This window comes from Weissella fangxianensis, from assembly GCF_024718545.1.
GTDB classification, from domain to species: Bacteria; Bacillota; Bacilli; order Lactobacillales; family Lactobacillaceae; genus Weissella; species Weissella fangxianensis.
The window spans coordinates 1-20,526 of record NZ_JAMXDB010000028.1 but is presented as its reverse complement, the minus strand read 5'-3'; the positions used below and the strand labels follow the sequence as shown (position 1 = coordinate 20,526).

Sequence of the window (20,526 nt, the reverse complement as noted above, 5' to 3'; positions counted from 1 at the left end):
TTATATCTATTACTACAATAATAAACGGATTAAAACAAAACTGGCCGGAAAAACTCCGGTTCAATACCGAAATCTTTCCGACCAGCTAGTTGCTTAAACTTCTCTCCAATTTTTGGGGTTCAGTTCACTATGGCATTATTATTCTGTTTGTTGAACTATTTTTAATAGTTGGTGTATTGAGTCGCATACCGATGGTAGTATCCCTATTTGAAAGATTGACGACAACAAATAATGGCCCATTTATTTCAGGAATTGTTCTTAGTCAATTTATTAGTAATGTGCCAGCAGCTGTCTTATTAAGTGCTTTTACTGGTCGAGTGAATGCTGTGTATTTAGGTGTTTCTATTGGGGGATTGGGAACGATCGTTGCCTCATTGGCCAATTTATTAGCTTGGCGACAATACCAGCGACAAATTGGAGAAGTTAATTATAGTTTTCCGTTTAAACTAATGGTCATTAACTTATTATTGTTGGTAATTTTTATCGCGTTAGGATTCGTTATCTTAAAGATTGCTTGATTGCACAAAAAAGACATCAACCAACCATGTTCAGATGGTTAGTTGATGTCTTTTATTTGTTGTTAACCGTTTGTTACGATAAAACGTTCTTGCTTGTGAGCAGGTGTGATGATTTCGTCAACAATGGCCTTAGCCATTGTGTCGCTAGTTGTTTGTGAACGACCTTGTTCATCAAACAACATATCATCTTTACCATAAAGCACTTTATTAGCTAATTCACCAGGCACAAATAATTGACCAGGAGAAACTCCCGTCCAACTAACATTTTTAACGTCCTTTATAAAATTAAATTCGTAAAGTTGGTTTTCGGGAATACTTTGCCAAGCAGCATTGTCTGGGTCAGCTTTGATATCTTCATAAGCAAAATGACGTTGCTTACCTGTGCCAACAAAAGTACTACCAGCACCTAAGATAAAGATTAGACGTGGTGATTCTGTTTCACGAAGTGTAGCAACCAAATGTGTTGCCAGGTCTGTATGTAGATAAGCCTTTTCTGGTGCCGTAGCAAAAGCATCAACGACGACGTCAAATTGTTCTAAATCAGATTTAGTTAAATTGAACGCATCAGAGTCAATCAATTGAATATTTGCACCGAGATTTTGCTTTGCTTTATCTGCATTACGGACAATTGCAGTGACATCAAGGCCTGCTTCTTGCGCTGCCTTGAATGTGGCTGAGCCTGCCATTCCGGTCGCGCCAATAATACCAACTTTAGTCATAAAAAACCTCCTGTTTGATAATTATATTTAATTACATTTTATAAGTAAAAAACCGAAAAAGCAAATTATACCCATAATGGTTATGAAAAAATCTCGTAATAAGCTAAAATAGTGGGTAGACATTTTATGGTACAAGTATAAAAATGAATAACTTAGACATAAAGATAATGACAAGATTAAGAATAAAGTGAGGAAAATATATGCGTGCATATTTTAATTTAGATGCTAATGATTTTCCGGTCACGGTTGAACATATAGGCGCTGAATGGCCCCAGGACCAAATCATTAGATATCAAGGATTTCCGCATTTTCATTGGTTGCAAACGGAAAAAGGAGTTGGCAACTTTTGGATTGGTGAAAAGCATCTAGTTTTGCCAGAAAAGGCGGGTGTACTAGTATCACCAGGTGTTCCTCATCGGTACGAATCAGCTAATGTTAATGATAAATGGGAAGTTATATTTGTGACATTCCAGGGGAAATTTGCTGATGATTTCAATCTGCAAATGATGAATCATGATTATGTTTATATTCCTCCTGAAAGAGGGGTTGAGTTTGTTGATCAAGTAGAACAGATTATTGCGACTTTAGAATCAAATCCTGTAGATCACGAATGGGTATCAGCACTATCGTATTACCTATTATTATCGCTTGGACGTGAAGAATCTTATCATGTCAATGTTAACCACCCTGATTTTATTCGCTATGTTAAGCCGGCTATGAAATATATGTCAGAAAATTTTGCAACCAATTTAACGATTACATCGGTTGCTAAGCATTTAAATATGACGCCACAGTATTTAGATCGTTTGTTTCAAAAAATTATGCATTTAAGTCCGCAAGAATACTTGCTTCAAGTTAGGATAAGTCATGCTAAAAAACTATTAGTTTCGCAGAAACATTTGCGAGTGGTTGCAGTTGCCAATGAAAGTGGCTTTCGTGATGCGGCGTACTTTAGCCGTATTTTTAAACGTGAAACAGGAGTTACTCCCTTAAATTTTAGAAAATGGCAAACATAAATGCCAAAGAACAGCTTGATATGACTTGAGCATAGTTTCAATTTGTCCTTTTTTTTGGTTTAAAATAAGCAAATATGCGTTTGAAAGCGCTTTATCATTAATATTGTAGATATGCACAGACGTGCTTTGGAGGAATTATATTATGAAAATGGTAAAACAGTACTTGTCGTACGCGGCAGGAGCGTTTGGTCACGATGCATTTTATGCAACATTAAGTACATACTTTATGATGTTCGTGACAAGTCAGTTGTTCAACACCTCGGATGCAGGGTTTAATGACAAAATGATTGGTTGGGTAACTGGTCTGATTGTTGCCTTGCGTGTTGTCGAAATTATCTTCGACCCAGTTATTGGTGGTGTGGTTGATAATACTCGAACTCGTTGGGGAAAGTTCAAGCCATGGCTGGTGGTCGCTGGATTAATTAGTTCAGTACTGTTGGTTGTCATTTTTACTGACTTTGGTGGTTTAAATGTTAGCCACCCAGTGCTATACATTATCTTGTTTGGAATTGTATTTATTACACTGGATGGTTTCTATTCATTCAAGGATGTGGCTTTCTGGTCAATGTTACCTGCTTTGTCTTTGGATAGTAAAAAGCGTGAGAAATTTGGAACAATTGCGCGTTTCGGATCAACCTTAGGTCAACAAGGTGTTCAAATTGTTGTTATCCCATTGGTAACATTCTTCTCATTAATCTTTCTTGGATCACATGCTGAAACAAAGACTGGTTGGCTCTGGTTTGCCATTGTTATTGCGGTAGTTGCATACGGTGGTGTTTTGCTAACTGTATTTGGAACGAAAGAAGAAGACAACATTGTTCGTCAGAATACTGAAAAAGCTGGCATTAAGGCTATCTTTACAGCCGTTGCCAAGAATGACCAATTAATGTGGCAAGCATTGTCATACTTCTTGTTTGCGCTAGCTTATGTTTCTACAAATTCAATGTTGTTGTACTACTTCAAGTATGTCATGGGGGCCGGAGATAAGTTCTACTTAGTTGGAATCTTTACCGCCATTGAAGGAATTGTCGCAGTTTCAATTTTCCCAACATTGTCAAAGTTTTTCTCACGTCGTACGATCTTTACGACAGGTGCAATTATCATGCTGATTGGTTATGCACTGTTCCTATTCTCAGCAAATAGCTTACCATTAGTATTAACAGCAATTACGTTGTTCTTCTCACCATATCCAATCTTGTTCTTGGTTGTTTTGATGACAATTACTGATTCTGTTGAGTATGGACAGTGGAAGTTGGGTATTCGTAATGAATCAGTGACATTGTCATTGCGTCCATTGATTGATAAGTTAGCTGGTGCTTTCGCTAATGGTATCGTTGGTGTCGCTGCTGTTGCTGCTGGTATGACTGGTTCAGCAAAACCTGAGGATATTACTGATGCTGGTATGCAGTCATTTAACTTGTTCATGTTCTACATCCCAATTGCTTTGATTGTTATTTCAGTTCTTATTTACTGGTTTAAGGTAACACTAACTGAAAAGAAGCACGCTGAGATTGTTCGTCAACTTGAGGAACGTTTGCGTGAGGAAGAAGCAGAAAAGAAATAATTTAAAAAAGGAATTTTAAAGGTATTTAATTATGACTCTTACAAAAGAATTAGGTGAATCATTCCAACGTCGTTTTGGACATGCTGCAGAGCACTTTTTCTTTTCACCAGGACGTGTTAATTTGATTGGTGAGCACACTGATTACAATGGTGGCCATGTGTTCCCAGCTGCAATTAGTGTTGGAACATACGCTGCAGTGTCATTACGTGATGATGATGAAATCCATGCATTTTCAGCAAACTTTAAAGATGCTGGGATGGTTACTTTCAAAACAGATGATTTGGAACTTCGCCAATATGATAGCTGGGTAAAATATGTACGTGGTGTTATTAGTGAAATGGGCAAATTAGGCCATGAAGTACCACGTGGATTTAACTTGGCTATTGTTGGTGATATGCCAACTGCATCAGGTTTATCTTCATCAGCATCATTAGAATTGTTGATTGGTGTCATGTTGAATGATCTATTTGATTACGGTATGGATACCTTATCATTAGTAAAGCTTGGTCAAGCTGTAGAAAATGATTATCTTGGTTTGCAAACAGGAATTATGGATCAATTTGCAGTTGCCTTTGGTCAAGAAAAGCAAGCTATTTTCTTAGATACAAATACAATGGATTATGAAATGGTACCAGCTGATTTTGGTGACTATGACCTAGTGATCATGACAACGAATAAAAAGCGTGAATTGGTTGATTCAAAGTACAACGAACGTCGTGCCGAAACACAAAAGGCGCTTGAAGAATTACAAACAGTAACTGATATCAAATCATTGGGAGACTTAACAACTGATGAATTTGAAAAAATCGTTGATCACATTAGTAGTTCAGTAAATCAACGTCGTGCTCGTCATGCAGTTGCTGAAAATGAACGAACAGTTTTGGCTAAAAAGGCTTTGTCAGATCACGATATGAAGCGCTTTGGTGAATTATTGACGGAATCACATAATTCATTGCGTGATGATTATGAAGTGACTGGTGTTGAATTAGATACATTGGTTTCAGCTGCTATGGCACAGCCAGGTGTCCTAGGTGCTCGTATGACTGGCGCTGGCTTTGGTGGTAGTGCGATTGCCTTAGTTGCCAAGTCTGAAGCTGATAATTTTGCTGCAGCCGTTGGTAAAGTTTACGACGAAAAGATTGGTTATCAAGCATCATTCTTTGTAGCTGATATTGTTGACGGTACGCATGCCTTGTAGGAGGCCGAAGTTTTAAAAATGAAGTCATTGAATGAAGAACAAAGTCAAGCCGTAATGAATTTCGTTGCATGGGGAGTTGCCATGCATGCTTATTCAGAAGCTGAGACGGTTTATCGAACAAATTTGGTGCTAGCCAAGTTGGGTGTTACGACTATTACGCAGGGTCTAACGGGTAATACGGATACTAATTTAAGTGAGTTAGCTGATCAATTGCTTGCAATCCAAGATGTTAAGTTTGATATGGGCTGGCAAGCAGCCATTAATCGTACGGAATTGCTAAACATTGTGACACCGACACCAGATGTTTTGGCAACTGAATTTGAGCGCTTGTATAAGGTTGATCCTGAACAAGCTGTTAAATATTATTATTTTGTTAGCGAATCAGTTGAAAATGTTAAGGTGAAAGACATTGCTCGTAATATTGCTTTTACCCATAACTCAAAGTATGGTGACATTGAGATTACAATCAATTTATCAAAGCCAGAAAAGACAACTGCTGAAATTAAGGCCGCTGCTAGTGCGCCGAAAGCGACGTATCCGCCAACTGCATTGGATTATACTAATGAGGGTTATCTTGGTACAGTGACGGCAGCGCCACGTTTGACACACCGTTTTATTCGTGAGAATTTCAGTAATGAAACTTGGGGTTGGCACTATTCTCCATATGCATATTTTGAAGAACACGCCATTTTCGTTAACTTTAAACGACAACCAATGCAGATGGGGCTGCGAACATTTACACGTCTAATGCAAATTGTTACTCGGTATCCAATGTATATGGTGGGTTCAAATGCGGATTTGCCAATTGTCGGTGGATCAATTTTATCGCAAGAACATTATCAAGCAGGTCGTCATGCATTTCCAATGATGAAAGCAGAAGTCAAGCAACATGTTGCTTTGCCTGAATATGAAAATGTTTCAGTTGATGTATTGAATTGGCCAATGACGGCTTTCCGAGTATCTGCAACTGATGCGGCTGATGTTGTGGCAGCTGGTGAATTTATTCGTCGGGCTTGGGAAAAGTATTCTGATGAAAAATTAATGATTTCTGCAACTAGTGATGAAGGCGATCGTCAACATACGGTCACACCCATTGCGCAGTTTAAAGATGGTAGGTACGAGTTGTACTTAGTTCTTCGTGACAATGGGACTTCAGCAGAGTATCCAATGGGAATTTTCCATCCCCATGCCGATGTCCAACACATCAAGCAAGAAAATATCGGTTTGATTGAAGTGATGGGCTTGGCTATTTTGCCAGCACGCTTATTAAAGGAATTGCAGAAGGTTGAAGAATTCTTGATTGATCGTGCATCACTTGATGAAATTGCCGAAGGTCATCGTGATTGGGCACAGCAAATTAAGCAAAGTCGACAAGTCAGTCCAGCTACGGTAACAGAGATTGTTCAAGAAGAAGTTGGTAAAGTATTTGTTCGCGTGCTTGAAGATGCTGGTGTCTATAAGGGTGATGCTGAGGGACAAGCCGGTTTGAATCGCTTTATTAAATATTTAGCAAGTATTAAATAATTGGTATTTCTAAAATAAAATTATAAGAGTGGCCTTAATTTAAAGGTTCACTCTTATTTTTTTTGATTAAACAGGCTAAAATAGAATCATGAGACAACGAGATGAAAATAAAATATCAGCTTTATCCGAGGCAGCGATTGATTTAGTTGCAGAACAGGGAATTATCAATTTAAGTATTAATAAAATGGCTAAGCGAGCTGGTGTCTCAGTTGCGACGGCGTATGTTTATTATGATAATAAAGCAGATTTGTTGGGGAAATTATTCCAGCAGGTACAAAATTTGCTAATCAACAATATGACAATGCCAGCGGCAGATTTACCAATTAAGGAACAATTTGCGGATATCCTCAGACAGTATGCGGCACGCTTTAAAAACAATGTGAAGGAGGTTGAATTTCTAGCAGCAATGCTAGCAAATCCACAATTTTTGCCAGCAGAGTTACAGAATAGTGGTTCATTATTAAATAATGAGTTACTAGTCGTTATTACGCAGGCCTATCGACAACGTTTATTAGTGACGGGTAGTGTTGATTTAATTGTTGCGCAAACGATTCAGCCGATGCAGTGGTTATTACAATCACGTATCCAAAATGGGTTGACAGTTTCTGATGCTGAGGTTGAAGAATTTATTGTGATGGCAACTGGCGCAATTTTTAAGTAATGCAAAAATTTAAGCTAAAATAAATGCACGTCTGATACTTTTCTTATATACTGGGTGTAACGGTTGATTTAAGAGATATCAGCTGATTGAGAACTTTTAGTAAAATTCCAAGGGAGGAAGAAACAGAATGACAGCATATGATTATGATGTATTGTATATCGGTAGTGGTCATGGGACGTTTGATGGTGCTGCACCATTAGCAGCTAAAGGTAAGAAAGTAGCTGTTGTCGAGCAAGATCTTATTGGAGGAACTTGCCCAAATCGTGGATGTAATGCCAAAATTGCTTTGGATTCACCAGTCGCTTTGAAGCGGCACTTAGAAGAAGTCCATGGTATTGTTGATGGTGATATTAAAATTAATTGGTCTGAAAACCAAGCACATAAGCACGAAATTATCGCTGGTTTGCCAGATTTCATCCAAGGGTTGTTGGATTCTTCAGATATTGATATCCTATTTGGTCGTGGTACACTTGTTGATAACCATACCGTTAAAGTAAACGGTGAGGAGAAGACGGCTGAAAACATTGTCTTATCAACAGGTCTACGTCCAAATCGTTTGGATATTCCTGGTGATGACCTAGCTCATGATTCAGAAGAATTTATGAACTTGAGTGAAATGCCTAAGCGAGTAACGATTATTGGTGCTGGTTATATTGCAATGGAATTTGCAACAATGGCCCAAGCAGCTGGATCAGAAGTAACGGTTGTTTTGCATGGTGATAAGGCCTTGCGTGCTTACCACCAACCATACGTTGAAACAGTTATCTCTGACTTAGAGTCAAAGGGCGTTAAGTTTGTCCGTGAGATTGAAGTAGAAGCAATCGTTGAAGGTGCAAATGGCTTGGTTGTTCGTGGTAGTGATTTGAATATTGATACTGATTGGGTATTGGACGCTACTGGTCGAATTCCAAACGTTGAAAACCTAGGCCTTGAAGAACTTGGTATCAAGTTTAATGAAAAGGGTATTGAGGTAGATGATCATCTACGTACTTCAGTATCAAATATTTACGCTTCTGGTGATGTCATTGATAAAGAGCAACCAAAGTTGACACCAACAGCAATTTTTGAATCAACTTATTTGATGCACACATTTGCTGGTGAAACAACTGATGCTATCCAATATCCGGTTATTCCATCAGTTGTGTTCACTTCACCTCGTATTGCTAAAGCTGGTGTGACTGTTGCTGAAGCCCAAGCGGACCCAGACAAGTACACAATCGTTGAAAATGACTTGTCAGGGGACTGGTATCGTCAAGTTGACAAAGAGCAAATTGGTCATAATACATTAATTTTTGATGCTGACCACAAGCTAGTCGGGGCAACAGAAGTTTCTAACAAGGCAGAAGATGTCATCGATGCTTTGTTACCAGCTATGGAGTTTAAGTTTGGTCCAGCTGAGCTAGAACGCATGGTTTACTTGTTCCCATCAATTGCTTCACAAGCATGGGGTCAATTGTAAACATAAATTTGATTATTAATTAAAATAAGACGATGCCTGAAAATTAATTTTTCTGGATTGTCTTATTTTTTTATGTTGTTGTGTGTTTGGTACTGATGAATATGATTAATTATTGAATTGTATATAGTGTTACTATAATATGTTTTGAGTAGAATAAGTGTTTTGTGATAAAATCACTTGTGAAGGAGAAAACAATATGTATCCCAAAAGATTTATACAGTTATTTATTATATTTTTTATCACAATTTTTATATCATTAGGCATCGTTAGTTTATTTAACGTGAGCGGTTTTTGGCTGCAGGGTATTTTGATAACCATTATCGGTTATATTGTTTTAATTATCCCATTAACAACGTTGACCATCTTAAAACAACGCAAGAAGTTTAGCAGCCGTACTGACAGTAATAGTGATGATGTGTTTAACAATACATTAGCTAAAGTAGAAAATGTTTTTGTTCTTGCGACAAAGTCAGAAGCGGGGAACTTAACGGCAAGTATTGTCACCTTTAAGCAATCAGCAAGTGATGACAATGTTTTCTTTATCGTTACAGGCTCGGATACAGAACGTACAGCCAATATTGCCCATAATGGTGTGGCTGCGGTCACTACTTGGTATGATGAAAAGACAGGATCACGGTTTAGTTCAAAGCATGTCGCCGCATCTATCGTTGCTGCCGATCAAGTCCAAGCAACGTTGCAAAAACACCCAGAGATTAAAGCGTTAGGTGATAATTTTAACAACCATGTCATTATTCAATTAACGCTTGATTCGGCTTTGATTGAATCGTTCCGCGACCAACCAATTGCGGTATCTTTCTAACCTATACGGGTAGTTGCAATTATTATTTGATAGTGCTATGTTAAATAACAGTGGTTCGTAACCATCCCACTCAAAAAAACTAGGAGTAGAAAATATGGCACAAAAAACTCATCAAATTAGTTCAACAAGAAATATGACAATAACAGCTGTTATTGCTGCGCTCTATGTCGTGGCAACCGTGGCGCTACCATTTGCTTCATATGGACCAGTTCAATTACGCTTTTCAGAAGCCTTTAATCATTTAGTGGTATTCAATAAGCGCTATATTGTAGCTATCACGCTGGGCGTGTTTATTGCTAATATTTGGTCGCCATATGGGATTGTTGACATGATTGTTGGTACTTTGCAGACGTTGTTGATGTTATCAATTTCTTACTATTTGGCTAAGCATGTAAAAAGTATTGTGGCACGTCTGGCCATTAGTACTGTGGTTGACACTTTGATGATGTGGGTCATTGCTGCTGAACTATACTATATTGCTAAGACACCATTCTGGGCAACATATGCTTGGACCGCATTGGGTGAATTTGGTGCTTTAGTTATCGGAGCAATTATTGTTTATATCATTAGTCGAACGATTGACTTAGAAAAATAATTAAAAACGAAACCCGCTCACCAAAATGAACGGGTTTCGTTTTTTAATTACTATTCATTTGTAAGACGGCATCAAAGACGGCTTGTGGTAATTCGATATCACTCTTTTTCACACCTTGTCGACGCATCTGTTGTTGCTTCTTTGAGACTTTCGTACCTGAAGCTTGAGCTTTACGCAAAGGTGGCACATCAGCGCGAGCAATTGCACGTCCTTCAACAATAGCCTGTACTGGCATTGCTTGTAATTTACGAGGAATTAAATCTTTTAGTTTGTCGACAAGTTCAATCCCCATACGGTTGGCTTTTAATCGATGGACAACGAAAGTGAGTGCATCAATTTTGGCATAATCAATAGCAACATCAATTCTAACTAAATCTGATGGTTGGTATTGATCAAACGTTGTTGAAAGAGTGGCAAAACCATGCGAAACTGACTTTAACTCATTAAAGAAATCATAGGCAATTTCAGAAATCGGCATCCGATAAGTAACTAGGAGCATCGCACCAATCGTTTCCAAATCAACCAATTCACCACGTCGGCCTTCTGCCAAGCGCATGACATCATTTAACATCTCATTAGGCATGGTCATTTTAGCTAACATATAAGGTTCTTCCACTAAAACAATTTGTCCATAATCTGGGAACTGGGTTGGATTTTCAACATAAATTGGTTCGTCTTCATTTTTAACCGTAACGCGATAGGTCGAATTAGGCATAGTGGTCAATACATCTAAGCCAAATTCTTCTTTCAAACGTTCACGAATAATTTGTAAATGGAAGATACCTAAGAAGCCACCACGAAATCCCATACCAAGGGCTTCGGATTGTTCGGGTTCGTATTGGAAAGCAGCATCGTTTAAAGCAAGTTTTTCAATGCCTACTTTTAAATCTTTAAATTCACTGCCACGAGGATAGAGCCCGGCATAAACCATTGGTTCGACATCTTGATAACCAGGTAAGGCGGCCGCAACGGGTTGTTTAGCAAGGGTAATCGTATCACCAACTTTAACAGCCTCAGGGTCTTTGATACCAGTGACGATAAAACCGACATCACCAGCTCTTAGTTGTTTAACAGGTGTCATTAGTGGCGCGAATACACCCATTTCCTTAATGCCTGATTTAATGTCGTTGGCCATAAATAATACTTGATCATTGTTATTTAATGTTCCTTGCACAAGTCGCGCCTGAACAATGATACCTTTATAAGGATCAAATTTTGAGTCGAAAACTAGGGCTTGTAAAGCTGATTTTTCATCACCGGCTGGTGCAGGGATACGGTCACGAATAGCTGTTAGGACTGCTTCAACATTAAGACCACTTTTAGCAGAAATTTTAATGATATTTTCCGGCGTAAAAGCATCATCCAAATCACCCAGCTGATTAATGGTTGCTTCAACCTCAGCTGCAGCGGTATCAATTTTGTTGACAATGGGGATGATAACTAGGTTAGCTTCTTTTGCAAGGCGATAGTTAGCAACGGTTTGGGCTTGCACACCCTTTGTCGCATCGACCAGTAATAGAACACCATCAGTAGCTGATAAACTACGTGATACTTCATAGTTGAAATCCACGTGGCCAGGGGTATCAATCAAGTTATATTGATATTCATCACCGTGATCATCAATGAAATAGTTCCGGACAGTTCGTGATTTGACAGTCACACCATGTGCTTTTTCAACACTTAAATCATCAAGTAGTTGATCTTCAGCTTCTCGCTCTGAGATGGTGCTAGTCATTTCCATAATACGGTCAGCAAGGGTTGATTTACCGTGATCAATATGGGCAACAATGGCAAAATTACGAATAAATTTTTGACGTGTAGACATTTTAGCTCCTTAAAATCTATAGTGCTCATATTATACCATTTTCATGAACTGTTACGATTTGATATTTGGCAGGTTAAATGAAATAGAAATATTTTTTAGTGGACTTTATCTATCTTTCTCTGTTATCATATTAAAATTGGTCTCAAATAAAAATAAAGTTTTAGCTAATGGTTGAGAATTATTAATTCAATGGACTGGCGGTTATAACATTAAGGAGGAAGGAAATTGTCAAAAACAGTTAAAAAGGCTCTGTTTATTTTAATTTTTAGTGAATTTTTAGTTTGTTTAGGGATTTCTATTGTTATTCCTGTCATGCCTTTTTTAAGGAATGAATTAAATTTGTCTGGGTTTGATATGGGGGTCATGAATGCGTTGTTTGCTTTTGCGCAGTTCATTGCTTCTCCAATTATTGGCCGGATTTCTGATCAAATAGGGCGTAAACCAATCATACTATTGGGGTTGTTTTTGTTTACTATCTCAGAGTATTTATTTGCAATTACCAATCAGTTATTGGTTTTTGATGTTTCGAGAATTATCGGTGGTATTTCAGCAGCAATGATTGTACCAACTGAAATGGCCTTAGCTGCTGATATTACAACAAAAAAATATCGTGCACGTGCAATAGGTTGGTTGTCAGCTGCTTTTTCAGGTGGTCTGATCCTAGGTCCCGGGTTAGGCGGCTTACTAGCCAATATTGATTATAAAGTACCTTTTTGGTTTGCAGGTACTTTAAGCATAATCAGTATGGTTGCCATGTACTTCATGTTACCTAAAAAACTTGAGCAACAAAATATGGCTGAATATGAAGTTGATGTGTCAGACAATCTTGAACAACATGACAGTATGATGCAAATATTGGGTAAGTCGGGCGTTATATTATTTGTTTTGATACTCGTTTCGTCGTTTGGACTGCAAGGGTTTGAAAGTATCTATAGTCTATTCGTTAACCAAGTTTATCATTTTAGTTTGAATAACATCGCTTTGGTTTTGACCTTGAATGGTGGGTTATCGTTGTTCTTACAGGTTGCGATGTTCGACTGGTTGGTATCTAAGTTTGGCGAAAAGAATATTATTAAATACTGTTTCTTGTTTTCTTTGATTGGTACGATTTGGATCCTAGTCGCACAGACGAAGGTTGGTGTTATTTTAGCAACCTTGTTGGTCTTTGAAGCGTTTGACCTGATTCGTCCCGCAATCACGACAATATTGACTAAAATCAGCCCACATAATCAAGGGGTTATTAATGGATTGAATATGTCACTAACTAGTGTTGGTAATGTAATTGGCCCATTAGTCGCTGGTGCATTATTGGATCTTCATCCAAGTTATCCATACATGATCGTTGCCGTTTTCTTAGCTGTTTCGTTCTTGATCACTTTCATGTTGAAGTTTCCAAGAGAGACAGATGCAAATAAAAAGACAGTTCATCAGTAAAAAATTACTTAATGAGAGATATCCTTGAAAAGGATATCTTTTTTAAATTGTTCCAATGAATGGTTTAATACATGCTGATTTTGGCGTCGTTTATGTATGATAAGCGAACTTTATTTTAAATATTACATAATAATTAACTGAAAAAAATAAAAATACGAATTAAAATTAATGGTTAGACAATTAAAGTTGGCTTTATTTTGTTTAATAAAAGTGTTAATATGTTTTTCATAGGAGTTGTTGTTGATATTTTTAACCTGGTAATTGGGAGGAAAAGTACAATGGATTTTGCAACTGGAGCAATGGGACCAAGTCGTTTACATTATAGTTTCGAGAAAACAGATGTCACTAATGTTATTGCTGGGGAATCGCAAACAGCGACGCAACCACAGGTTAATGACAAATTGATTGCCCACTTTCATAATCTATGTGAGCGCCACCCAACGTGGACATTTGGTCAAATAGCGAGTGGTTTGCATGTTGATGCAGCAACGTTACGACAAATTGAAATTGTGACAAATAGTCGGTTACGTTCAGCAAGAGCTCGTTAAATAATTACTGAATAATTGATAGGATGTGTTAAAAGCTTAATAACATCCAAGGTCCATGACTTTCCGTTTTAAAGGAAGGTTGTGGGCTTTTTTAATCATTTGTTACTTTTTAGGTAAGCGGTTACAATGTTAATAGAAGTTTATTTATTAATTTAGTGATAAAAGAAGGATGAACCGCAGCTATGGAGGGTTATATGGAAAAAGCAGTCATCACGTTTGATAAAGCGCAACGGACGTTCCATTTGAGAAATGAAAAAATTTCATATTTAATGTCGATCGAAGAAGGCGACATTTTAAGTCATTTATATTTTGGAAAACGGGTAACGGGATATCATGGCTCTCGTCATTATCCAAGATATGAACGAGGATTATCTCCTAATCTGGCAGGTCGTCCTGGGGAGGTCGATCGTCTTTACTCAAAGGATGTATTACCGCAAGAATTTGCTGGTAATCAAACTGGAGATTTTAGAAGTCCTGCAATCGTCATTAAATCTGCAGACGGTGCTTCGGCAACAGATTTTCGTTATGATTCATATGAAATTTTCCCAGGCAAGCCAGAGCTAGCAGGGTTGCCACAAACGTATGTCAAACAAGCGGAAGAGGCCCAGACCTTAGCTATTAAATTAAAAGATGCTACGTTAAATGCATCAGTCATGCTTTACTATACGATTTATACTGATCGAGCAGTGATTACACGATCAACTCAGGTTTTCAATGAAAGTGAATGCTCATTTAGTATTGAAAAAGTTGCTTCGTTACAACTTGATTTTCCAAAACAAACAATGGAAGTTATTTCATTTCCTGGTTCACAATTCCATGAACGCCAGGTTGAGCGGGCACCTTTACGCCAAGGAATTACGACGTTTAGTAGTCGTCGTGGAGCCAGTTCACACCACATGAATCCATTTGTTGTCGCAGTTGATTCTAATACTACGGAACAAACCGGTGAGGCTGTAGGGATTCAACTAGTTTATTCAGGAAATCATCAGTTTACTTTTGAAAAAGACTATATTGATCAAGTACGTCTCGTGACGGGAATCAATGAGGATGGCTTTAGCTGGCAATTAGCACCAAATGAAAGTTTTCAATCTCCAGAAGCAATCTTAGTCTATTCAGATGATGGTCTGAATGGCATGTCACAAACTTATCATCATTTGTTACGTGAACGAGTTGCTCGTGGTAATCATCAGTATCAAGATCGACCAATTGTCATTAATAACTGGGAAGCTACCTATTTTGATTTTAGTGCTAAAAAAATTGAAGCCATTTTAGATGAAGCCGCGCCATTAGGAATTGAAATGTTTGTTTTGGATGATGGTTGGTTTGGTCAGCGTGATGATGATCGTCGTTCATTAGGTGATTGGTATGAATATACGAGTAAGTTAGCCAGCGGTGGTGGTTTACGTGGTTTAGCTGAAAAGGTACATGCGAAAAACATGACGTTTGGCTTATGGTTTGAACCAGAGATGATTTCAGAAAATTCAGATTTATATCGTCAGCATCCAGATTATGCGATTCGTATTCCTAATCGGCCAATGTCGTTATCAAGAGATCAGTATGTGTTGGACTTTTCTCGGCCAGAAGTTGTTGACAATATTTACGAACAAATGATTGCAATTCTTGATCGGGTACCAATTGATTATATTAAATGGGATATGAACCGGCATATGACTGAAGTCTATTCAGCTGTTTTGAACAGTGAACAACAAGGAGAAGTTGCTCACCGATATATACTTGGTGTTTATGATTTAGTAGATCGTTTGACAAAACGTTATCCAGATATTTTATTCGAGGGTTGCTCAAGTGGTGGTGGTCGCTTTGATGCGGGGATGCTTTATTATTTCCCACAAACTTGGACATCGGATAGTACTGATGCTGCTGAACGGATTAAAATTCAATATGGGACGACATTTGGCTATCCGGTTTCTAGCATGACAGCACATGTCGCCGCAGTGCCAAATCCGCAAACGCAACGAACTACTTCATTACAAACACGTGGGGATGTTGCTAGTTCTGGTGTGTTTGGTTATGAACTTGATGTGCAACAATTGACTGCCTCAGAAAAACAGTTAGTGAAAGAACAAGTTGCTTTTTATAAGGCACACCGTCATCTTATTCAATTTGGTGATTTTTATCGTTTGAAAGATCCATTCCAAAGTAATGAAGCGGCATGGGAATTCATTAGTCCAGACGGTCATGATGTTTTGGTTTATCATTTTAGACTTTTGGCTTCGTCACAACAGAATTTCACCATTACCAAACTTGTTGGATTAATACCAGAGGGAATTTATGTTGATCAAGCAACGGGGGACAAATTCTCAGGTGATGAATTGATGAATATAGGTCGTTATGATGATCCAACCCAAGCAGGAGACTTTACTTCTCAAGTCAGGTCTTATTATTTAGAAAATTAGCATGGAAGGAATATTGTAAATAGTAGCTATCTGTTGTATGATTAAGGTGTATTAAAAAATATTTTTTTGGAGGGTGTCCTAAAATGTTTAATGCAAGCCTAGCGCAGGATGTTTGGAAAGATCCAGGTAAGAATGTATCATTTATTGTTTTGGCATTGAATCGCCAAGATTTGACTGATGAACAAGAGCAAGTTGCAAATTTTGCTGATATGTCACAGGCTATCGTCCGTTCAATGCGTATTCGCAAACCAGAAGCGGGTTTACAGGTTGCTATCGGGCTTAGCAATCAGGCATGGGGCTATCTGTTCCCAAATGCGAAAAAGCCGCAGGAACTAGAGACCTACCAAACATTAACTGGGGCAGAATATAGTATGCCGGCTAGTGATGGCGACATTTTCTTGCATATTCGTGCGAGTGAAGAAGCCGTCGTCTATGAAATTGTTCGTCAATTTATGAAACTATTGGCACCAGTTACAACAGTTATCGATGAGACTAAGGGTTTTCGCTACCTGGAAGGGCGTGCAATTATCGGGTTTATCGATGGCACTGAAGCACCAGCCCCTGAGGATGCTGCCGAATATGCAATTATCGGTGACGAGGATGCTGATTTTATAAACGGATCTTACGCATTTGCGCAAAAATGGCAGCATGATATGGCATTTTGGGAAAAGATGTCTGTTGAACATCAAGAAAAGGCTGTGGGGCGTCATAAATTTGATGATATGGAATTAGATGATGACGATAAATTGGAAAATGCGCACAATGTTGCGTCTAAATTAGAAGTTGATGGTGAGGAACAGAAAATTATTCGTATGAATGTCCCATTTTCTGATCCGGCCATGGATTATACCGGTACTTACTTCATTGGGTATGCTCGCCACTGGCAGGTTACAAAGCAGATGTTAGAGCAAATGTTAGAAAAGTCAGATTTTCTACTAACATTCTCAACCTTATTGAGTGGTCAGTTATTCTTTATTCCTTCAAGAGATACATTAGCGGACATTGCAGACGGTCATTTCTTTAATTAATATAAAAACTAAAAATAGGTTTGAAACTGATTCTCCAGATGCTTACAGCATGGGTGAACGTTTCAAACCTATTTTATTTAGCGTAATTTTTCTTGTTTTTTATCAGTTGCGGTATTTTGTTCTGAAAAGTCAACAGACACAGTGCCATTAGCACCAGCATTTGTGTTATGCCAAATAGCATTGGTTTGGACTTTACCATTAATCCGGGCAATGGTTAACGAAGCAGGCTTACCATATTTATTAGTTAAGCTAGCTAATGAATCACCATCATGTTCATTGCTGTTTTTATCTTCAAGTGTGATGGCGTTGTAATTAGACATCGTCCATTTTTTAGCCAGGTTGATGGTTTTCGAATCTAAGATGGTCTTAGAAGTTAATTTGGCAGTTTTAGTCGTATCTTTTTGACTGATGAAGGTTAGCGTAACGCCAGTATAATCGCCAGAAATGTTCTTCCAAGAAACGACAGTTAATGTGTAGCCATTAGTCTTTGATTTTGACTTTTTATCTGGTCGACCATATTTAGCGATAATGCTCTCAAAGCTTGCACCGCCTTTGCCATTTTTACTGAAATCACCAATTTTTAATTGGTCAAAGGACTTTTTGGTCCACTTATTAGCACTGACATTGTTATCATGATGAGTAGTCGTATCTTGAGTGTGCTCTGAGACAACGACGATCAGGATGATCGCAAGTATTCCTGCAACAACTGTAATGATTTTCTTTTTCATAATTTTACTTATCTTTCTTTTTCGAAATAATCTTAATTAAGAATATCATAAAAGTGATACCCTGTAACGTGTCCTTATTTGTTACATGATTTGGTAGTCTTCTAGCCGGTCTTTTTGTATAATTTTCATATGTGTTAAACATGATTATAGGAGGTATGGCGAAAATGTCTACGATAAATGGTGTCGCTAGTGTACCATTGATTCTATTGCTGATATTAACTGTGACTTGTATCACCGCATTAGTGTTAAGCATGCGCCAAAATAAGTTTCGATTACTAAATGGGATTTTGGCAAATTTTTCGGTAATACTACTGGGAATTACGCTAATGTTTTTGGTTGAGTTAATAGATAGCCAAGGGCTAAGAGTAATTTTTTATGTTGGTGTTATCCTTATTTTGATTCCATTAGCAATTTTATATTCGCTATTAGGTGTCCTATTATTATGGAACGCTTGGACAGTATGGCGTCGTGAAAGTCATACATTAGGCAATATGCTCACCTTATTCCTAGGTATTTTAATCATTGTCATTTTACCAATTATACGGTCTGTTGATAGTAAACTACTCAGTAATCAAGCAGTTGGCTTATATGTTACATTGGTTGAACCAGTTATTCTATATTTGGTTTTTTGGTTCTTGGCATTTATTACATCGTTTATTTTGACTAGATTATACCGGCCAAAATATAATCAAGAATATATTATTGTATTAGGAGCAGGGTTACTTAATGGTAAAGAAGTTTCACCATTGTTGGCTTCTCGGATTCAAATTGCTTTAGATTTTGCTAATAAACAATACGCTAAAACAGGACACTATCCTTGGTTAATTTTTTCAGGTGGTCAAGGTGGTGACGAGAAATTACCTGAAGGTGTTGCCATGGCTGACTACGCTAATCATCACGGGGCGCAAACGAACCAAGTTTTAATTGAAGATCAGTCAAAAACGACCTATGAAAATATGCTGTTTTCAAAGAAAATATTACAAGCGCATGGTTTGAACTTAGCTAAAGGTCTATTTGCCACAAGTGATTATCATACATTTAGAGCAGCGGGTTATGCACGCTTAGTCGGGTTACAAATAGACGGATTAGGTGCAAAAACTAGTCGTTTCTTTATTCCTAACGCCTTTATTAGAGAGTATATTGCGCTATTAGCTAATCATAAGGTGTTTCATGCTATTTGCTTATCAATTATTCTGTTGATTTCAATTGTTAGTTTTATTGTGGGAAATGGTATTTTCTTCTAAAATTAAAAAGTAAGTTGGTATACTGTTTTAGTACGTTGCCAACAGTTTGATGTATACAGTATGATATACTGAGCATGTAGATTTATAACCAATGGGGGGTATTATGAAAATTGTTGTGTTAGATGGGTTAAGTTTAAACCCAGGGGATTTAGATTGGCATATTTTAGATCAATTTGGTGACGTTGAAGTTTATGATGCAACACCATATGATGATCAAGATGAAATTATCAAACGTTTAGCAGGAGCAGAAGTTGCTTTGGTGAATAAGGTACCAGTAACGTCAGCAATTCTGGATGCTCTACCTGATTTGAAGGTCATTGCTGAAACGGCCACAGGCTATGACAATATTGATGTGGACTATGCGAAAACAAAAGATGTTGCCGTCGTGAATGTACCAACTTACGGTACTGATGCTGTAGCCCAATTTACTTTTGCGCTGTTACTAGCTGTCACGAGTCGTGTTAAGCAACATGATGATTTGGTTCATGCAGGTGAATGGGCCAAAGCGGGTCGCTTTTCATTTTGGGATGCACCATTAATGGAATTAAAAGGAAAAACGCTTGGTTTAGTTGGCTTTGGAAAGATTGCGCAAGCCGTTGCTAAGATGGCCTTGGCATTTAATATGCAAGTGATTTTTTATAACCATCGCCCACGTGAAGTATTTGATGATAGCATCAAGCAGGTAGATTTAGAAACCTTGTATGCTGAGTCAGATATTATTAGCCTTCACATTCCATTTACACCAGAAATGTCAGAATTCATTAATGCGGAAACGCTTGGTAAGATGAAGGATACAGCAATCTTAATCAATACTGCTCGTGGTAAGTTGATCAACGATGCAGATTTAGCAGCTGCCTTAAATAATAATCAAATTGCTTATGCAGCATTAGACGTGGCAACACAAGAACCAATTGATGATAATAGTCCTTTGTTAACCGCAAAGCACTGTTATTTGACACCACATATTGCCTGGGCACCATTAGAAACGAGACAACGTCTGTTAGACATTGTTGTTGCAAATATTCAAAGTTACTTGGATCATAATCCACAAAACGTAGTTAATGATTAATTGAAAATATTGAGAAAAGTGATATACAAAAAAGTGGCTCTGTGTCAAATAGCGTGAAAAACAGTAAAATCGATTAATTAGGTTTGTGAAAAGCGACTGTGAATCTGACAGATTATGTCAGATTCATGGTCGTTTTTTGTGTTAATAAGTTCATGAAGTTTA

The 20,526-nt window shown here is 37.8% G+C and carries 19 protein-coding genes and 1 riboswitch; of the genes, 16 read left to right on the top strand and 3 right to left on the bottom strand.

Features of this window, described 5'->3' with window-relative positions; genetic code table 11:
* The first annotated feature begins 4 nt into the window (after nucleotides 1-4).
* Nucleotides 5-97, top strand: coding sequence for an IS3 family transposase (locus NGR58_RS07550; protein ID WP_407077141.1), 93 nt, complete (start codon nucleotides 5-7; stop codon nucleotides 95-97).
* Between the two features lie 94 nt (nucleotides 98-191).
* The gene (locus NGR58_RS07545; protein WP_258088957.1) at nucleotides 192-518 is read left to right on the top strand and encodes a transporter permease; all 327 of its coding nucleotides are present in this window, start codon (nucleotides 192-194) and stop codon (nucleotides 516-518) included.
* Nucleotides 519-580: 62 nt separating this feature from the next.
* On the opposite strand, the gene NGR58_RS07540 is transcribed toward NGR58_RS07545, so the two are convergent.
* Nucleotides 581-1,237: an NAD(P)H-binding protein gene (locus NGR58_RS07540; protein WP_258088956.1), complete on the bottom strand. Its 657-nt coding sequence runs from the start codon at nucleotides 1,235-1,237 to the stop codon at nucleotides 581-583.
* 200 nt (nucleotides 1,238-1,437) lie between these two features.
* On the opposite strand from NGR58_RS07540, the gene NGR58_RS07535 reads away from it, so the two are divergent.
* The 8 genes from NGR58_RS07535 to NGR58_RS07500 all read left to right on the top strand — a co-directional run bounded on the left by NGR58_RS07535 (nucleotide 1,438) and on the right by NGR58_RS07500 (nucleotide 10,074).
* Nucleotides 1,438-2,253 (top strand): AraC family transcriptional regulator, encoded by an 816-nt coding sequence (locus NGR58_RS07535; protein WP_258088955.1) that lies wholly within the window; start codon nucleotides 1,438-1,440, stop codon nucleotides 2,251-2,253.
* Between the two features lie 142 nt (nucleotides 2,254-2,395).
* The gene (locus tag NGR58_RS07530; protein WP_258088954.1) at nucleotides 2,396-3,817 is read left to right on the top strand and encodes a glycoside-pentoside-hexuronide (GPH):cation symporter; all 1,422 of its coding nucleotides are present in this window, start codon (nucleotides 2,396-2,398) and stop codon (nucleotides 3,815-3,817) included.
* Between the two features lie 31 nt (nucleotides 3,818-3,848).
* Entirely contained in the window at nucleotides 3,849-5,015 is a 1,167-nt protein-coding gene (locus NGR58_RS07525; RefSeq protein WP_258088953.1) for a galactokinase, read from the top strand.
* Nucleotides 5,016-5,033: 18 nt separating this feature from the next.
* The gene (locus NGR58_RS07520; RefSeq protein ID WP_258088952.1) at nucleotides 5,034-6,539 is read left to right on the top strand and encodes a UDP-glucose--hexose-1-phosphate uridylyltransferase; all 1,506 of its coding nucleotides are present in this window, start codon (nucleotides 5,034-5,036) and stop codon (nucleotides 6,537-6,539) included.
* A gap of 88 nt (nucleotides 6,540-6,627) precedes the next feature.
* The gene (locus NGR58_RS07515; RefSeq protein WP_258088951.1) at nucleotides 6,628-7,200 is read left to right on the top strand and encodes a TetR/AcrR family transcriptional regulator; all 573 of its coding nucleotides are present in this window, start codon (nucleotides 6,628-6,630) and stop codon (nucleotides 7,198-7,200) included.
* A 127-nt stretch (nucleotides 7,201-7,327) separates the two neighbouring features.
* Nucleotides 7,328-8,659: a dihydrolipoyl dehydrogenase family protein gene (locus NGR58_RS07510; RefSeq protein ID WP_258088950.1), complete on the top strand. Its 1,332-nt coding sequence runs from the start codon at nucleotides 7,328-7,330 to the stop codon at nucleotides 8,657-8,659.
* 196 nt (nucleotides 8,660-8,855) lie between these two features.
* Nucleotides 8,856-9,479, top strand: a complete 624-nt coding sequence (locus tag NGR58_RS07505; protein ID WP_258088949.1) for a pyridoxamine 5'-phosphate oxidase family protein — start codon at nucleotides 8,856-8,858, stop codon at nucleotides 9,477-9,479.
* 44 nt (nucleotides 9,480-9,523) lie between these two features.
* Nucleotides 9,524-9,568: riboswitch (PreQ1 riboswitch) on the top strand.
* 5 nt (nucleotides 9,569-9,573) lie between these two features.
* Nucleotides 9,574-10,074, top strand: a complete 501-nt coding sequence (locus NGR58_RS07500) for a QueT transporter family protein (protein WP_258088948.1) — start codon at nucleotides 9,574-9,576, stop codon at nucleotides 10,072-10,074.
* A 43-nt stretch (nucleotides 10,075-10,117) separates the two neighbouring features.
* Here NGR58_RS07500 and lepA read toward each other — a convergent pair whose 3' ends face one another.
* Complete coding sequence (gene lepA, locus NGR58_RS07495; protein WP_258088947.1) at nucleotides 10,118-11,899, bottom strand: translation elongation factor 4; 1,782 nt, start codon at nucleotides 11,897-11,899, stop codon at nucleotides 10,118-10,120.
* A gap of 225 nt (nucleotides 11,900-12,124) precedes the next feature.
* Between lepA and NGR58_RS07490 the strand changes: the two genes are divergently transcribed.
* From NGR58_RS07490 to NGR58_RS07475, 4 genes are all read left to right on the top strand, one after another.
* Complete coding sequence (locus NGR58_RS07490; protein WP_258088946.1) at nucleotides 12,125-13,333, top strand: MFS transporter; 1,209 nt, start codon at nucleotides 12,125-12,127, stop codon at nucleotides 13,331-13,333.
* Between the two features lie 278 nt (nucleotides 13,334-13,611).
* Complete coding sequence (locus NGR58_RS07485; RefSeq protein WP_258088945.1) at nucleotides 13,612-13,881, top strand: helix-turn-helix domain-containing protein; 270 nt, start codon at nucleotides 13,612-13,614, stop codon at nucleotides 13,879-13,881.
* A gap of 194 nt (nucleotides 13,882-14,075) precedes the next feature.
* Entirely contained in the window at nucleotides 14,076-16,295 is a 2,220-nt protein-coding gene (locus tag NGR58_RS07480; RefSeq protein ID WP_258088944.1) for an alpha-galactosidase, read from the top strand.
* 83 nt (nucleotides 16,296-16,378) lie between these two features.
* Nucleotides 16,379-17,323: a Dyp-type peroxidase gene (locus NGR58_RS07475; RefSeq protein WP_258088943.1), complete on the top strand. Its 945-nt coding sequence runs from the start codon at nucleotides 16,379-16,381 to the stop codon at nucleotides 17,321-17,323.
* Nucleotides 17,324-17,400: 77 nt separating this feature from the next.
* Here the strand turns inward: NGR58_RS07475 and NGR58_RS07470 are convergent, their stop codons facing one another.
* On the bottom strand, nucleotides 17,401-18,051 hold the full coding sequence (locus tag NGR58_RS07470; protein WP_258088942.1) for a DUF3862 domain-containing protein: 651 nt from the start codon (nucleotides 18,049-18,051) through the stop codon (nucleotides 17,401-17,403).
* Between the two features lie 164 nt (nucleotides 18,052-18,215).
* On the opposite strand from NGR58_RS07470, the gene NGR58_RS07465 reads away from it, so the two are divergent.
* Both NGR58_RS07465 and NGR58_RS07460 read left to right on the top strand, forming a co-directional pair.
* Nucleotides 18,216-19,295: a YdcF family protein gene (locus NGR58_RS07465; protein WP_258088941.1), complete on the top strand. Its 1,080-nt coding sequence runs from the start codon at nucleotides 18,216-18,218 to the stop codon at nucleotides 19,293-19,295.
* A gap of 103 nt (nucleotides 19,296-19,398) precedes the next feature.
* Nucleotides 19,399-20,364 carry a D-2-hydroxyacid dehydrogenase gene (locus tag NGR58_RS07460; protein WP_258088940.1) on the top strand — a complete coding sequence of 322 codons (966 nt, stop codon included), beginning with the start codon at nucleotides 19,399-19,401 and terminating at the stop codon, nucleotides 20,362-20,364.
* Nucleotides 20,365-20,526: the final 162 nt, after the last annotated feature.

What these genes read in the sequence shown, in the direction of transcription:
- NGR58_RS07545 (WP_258088957.1), top strand. Translation starts at nt 192, where the DNA reads ATGGTAGTATCCCTATTTGAAAGATTGACGACAACAAATAATGGCCCA.
- NGR58_RS07540 (WP_258088956.1), bottom strand. Translation starts at nt 1,237, where the DNA reads ATGACTAAAGTTGGTATTATTGGCGCGACCGGAATGGCAGGCTCAGCC.
- NGR58_RS07535 (WP_258088955.1), top strand. Translation starts at nt 1,438, where the DNA reads ATGCGTGCATATTTTAATTTAGATGCTAATGATTTTCCGGTCACGGTT.
- NGR58_RS07530 (WP_258088954.1), top strand. Translation starts at nt 2,396, where the DNA reads ATGAAAATGGTAAAACAGTACTTGTCGTACGCGGCAGGAGCGTTTGGT.
- NGR58_RS07525 (WP_258088953.1), top strand. Translation starts at nt 3,849, where the DNA reads ATGACTCTTACAAAAGAATTAGGTGAATCATTCCAACGTCGTTTTGGA.
- NGR58_RS07520 (WP_258088952.1), top strand. Translation starts at nt 5,034, where the DNA reads ATGAAGTCATTGAATGAAGAACAAAGTCAAGCCGTAATGAATTTCGTT.
- NGR58_RS07515 (WP_258088951.1), top strand. Translation starts at nt 6,628, where the DNA reads ATGAGACAACGAGATGAAAATAAAATATCAGCTTTATCCGAGGCAGCG.
- NGR58_RS07510 (WP_258088950.1), top strand. Translation starts at nt 7,328, where the DNA reads ATGACAGCATATGATTATGATGTATTGTATATCGGTAGTGGTCATGGG.
- NGR58_RS07505 (WP_258088949.1), top strand. Translation starts at nt 8,856, where the DNA reads ATGTATCCCAAAAGATTTATACAGTTATTTATTATATTTTTTATCACA.
- NGR58_RS07500 (WP_258088948.1), top strand. Translation starts at nt 9,574, where the DNA reads ATGGCACAAAAAACTCATCAAATTAGTTCAACAAGAAATATGACAATA.
- lepA (WP_258088947.1), bottom strand. Translation starts at nt 11,899, where the DNA reads ATGTCTACACGTCAAAAATTTATTCGTAATTTTGCCATTGTTGCCCAT.
- NGR58_RS07485 (WP_258088945.1), top strand. Translation starts at nt 13,612, where the DNA reads ATGGATTTTGCAACTGGAGCAATGGGACCAAGTCGTTTACATTATAGT.
- NGR58_RS07480 (WP_258088944.1), top strand. Translation starts at nt 14,076, where the DNA reads ATGGAAAAAGCAGTCATCACGTTTGATAAAGCGCAACGGACGTTCCAT.
- NGR58_RS07475 (WP_258088943.1), top strand. Translation starts at nt 16,379, where the DNA reads ATGTTTAATGCAAGCCTAGCGCAGGATGTTTGGAAAGATCCAGGTAAG.
- NGR58_RS07470 (WP_258088942.1), bottom strand. Translation starts at nt 18,051, where the DNA reads ATGAAAAAGAAAATCATTACAGTTGTTGCAGGAATACTTGCGATCATC.
- NGR58_RS07465 (WP_258088941.1), top strand. Translation starts at nt 18,216, where the DNA reads ATGTCTACGATAAATGGTGTCGCTAGTGTACCATTGATTCTATTGCTG.
- NGR58_RS07460 (WP_258088940.1), top strand. Translation starts at nt 19,399, where the DNA reads ATGAAAATTGTTGTGTTAGATGGGTTAAGTTTAAACCCAGGGGATTTA.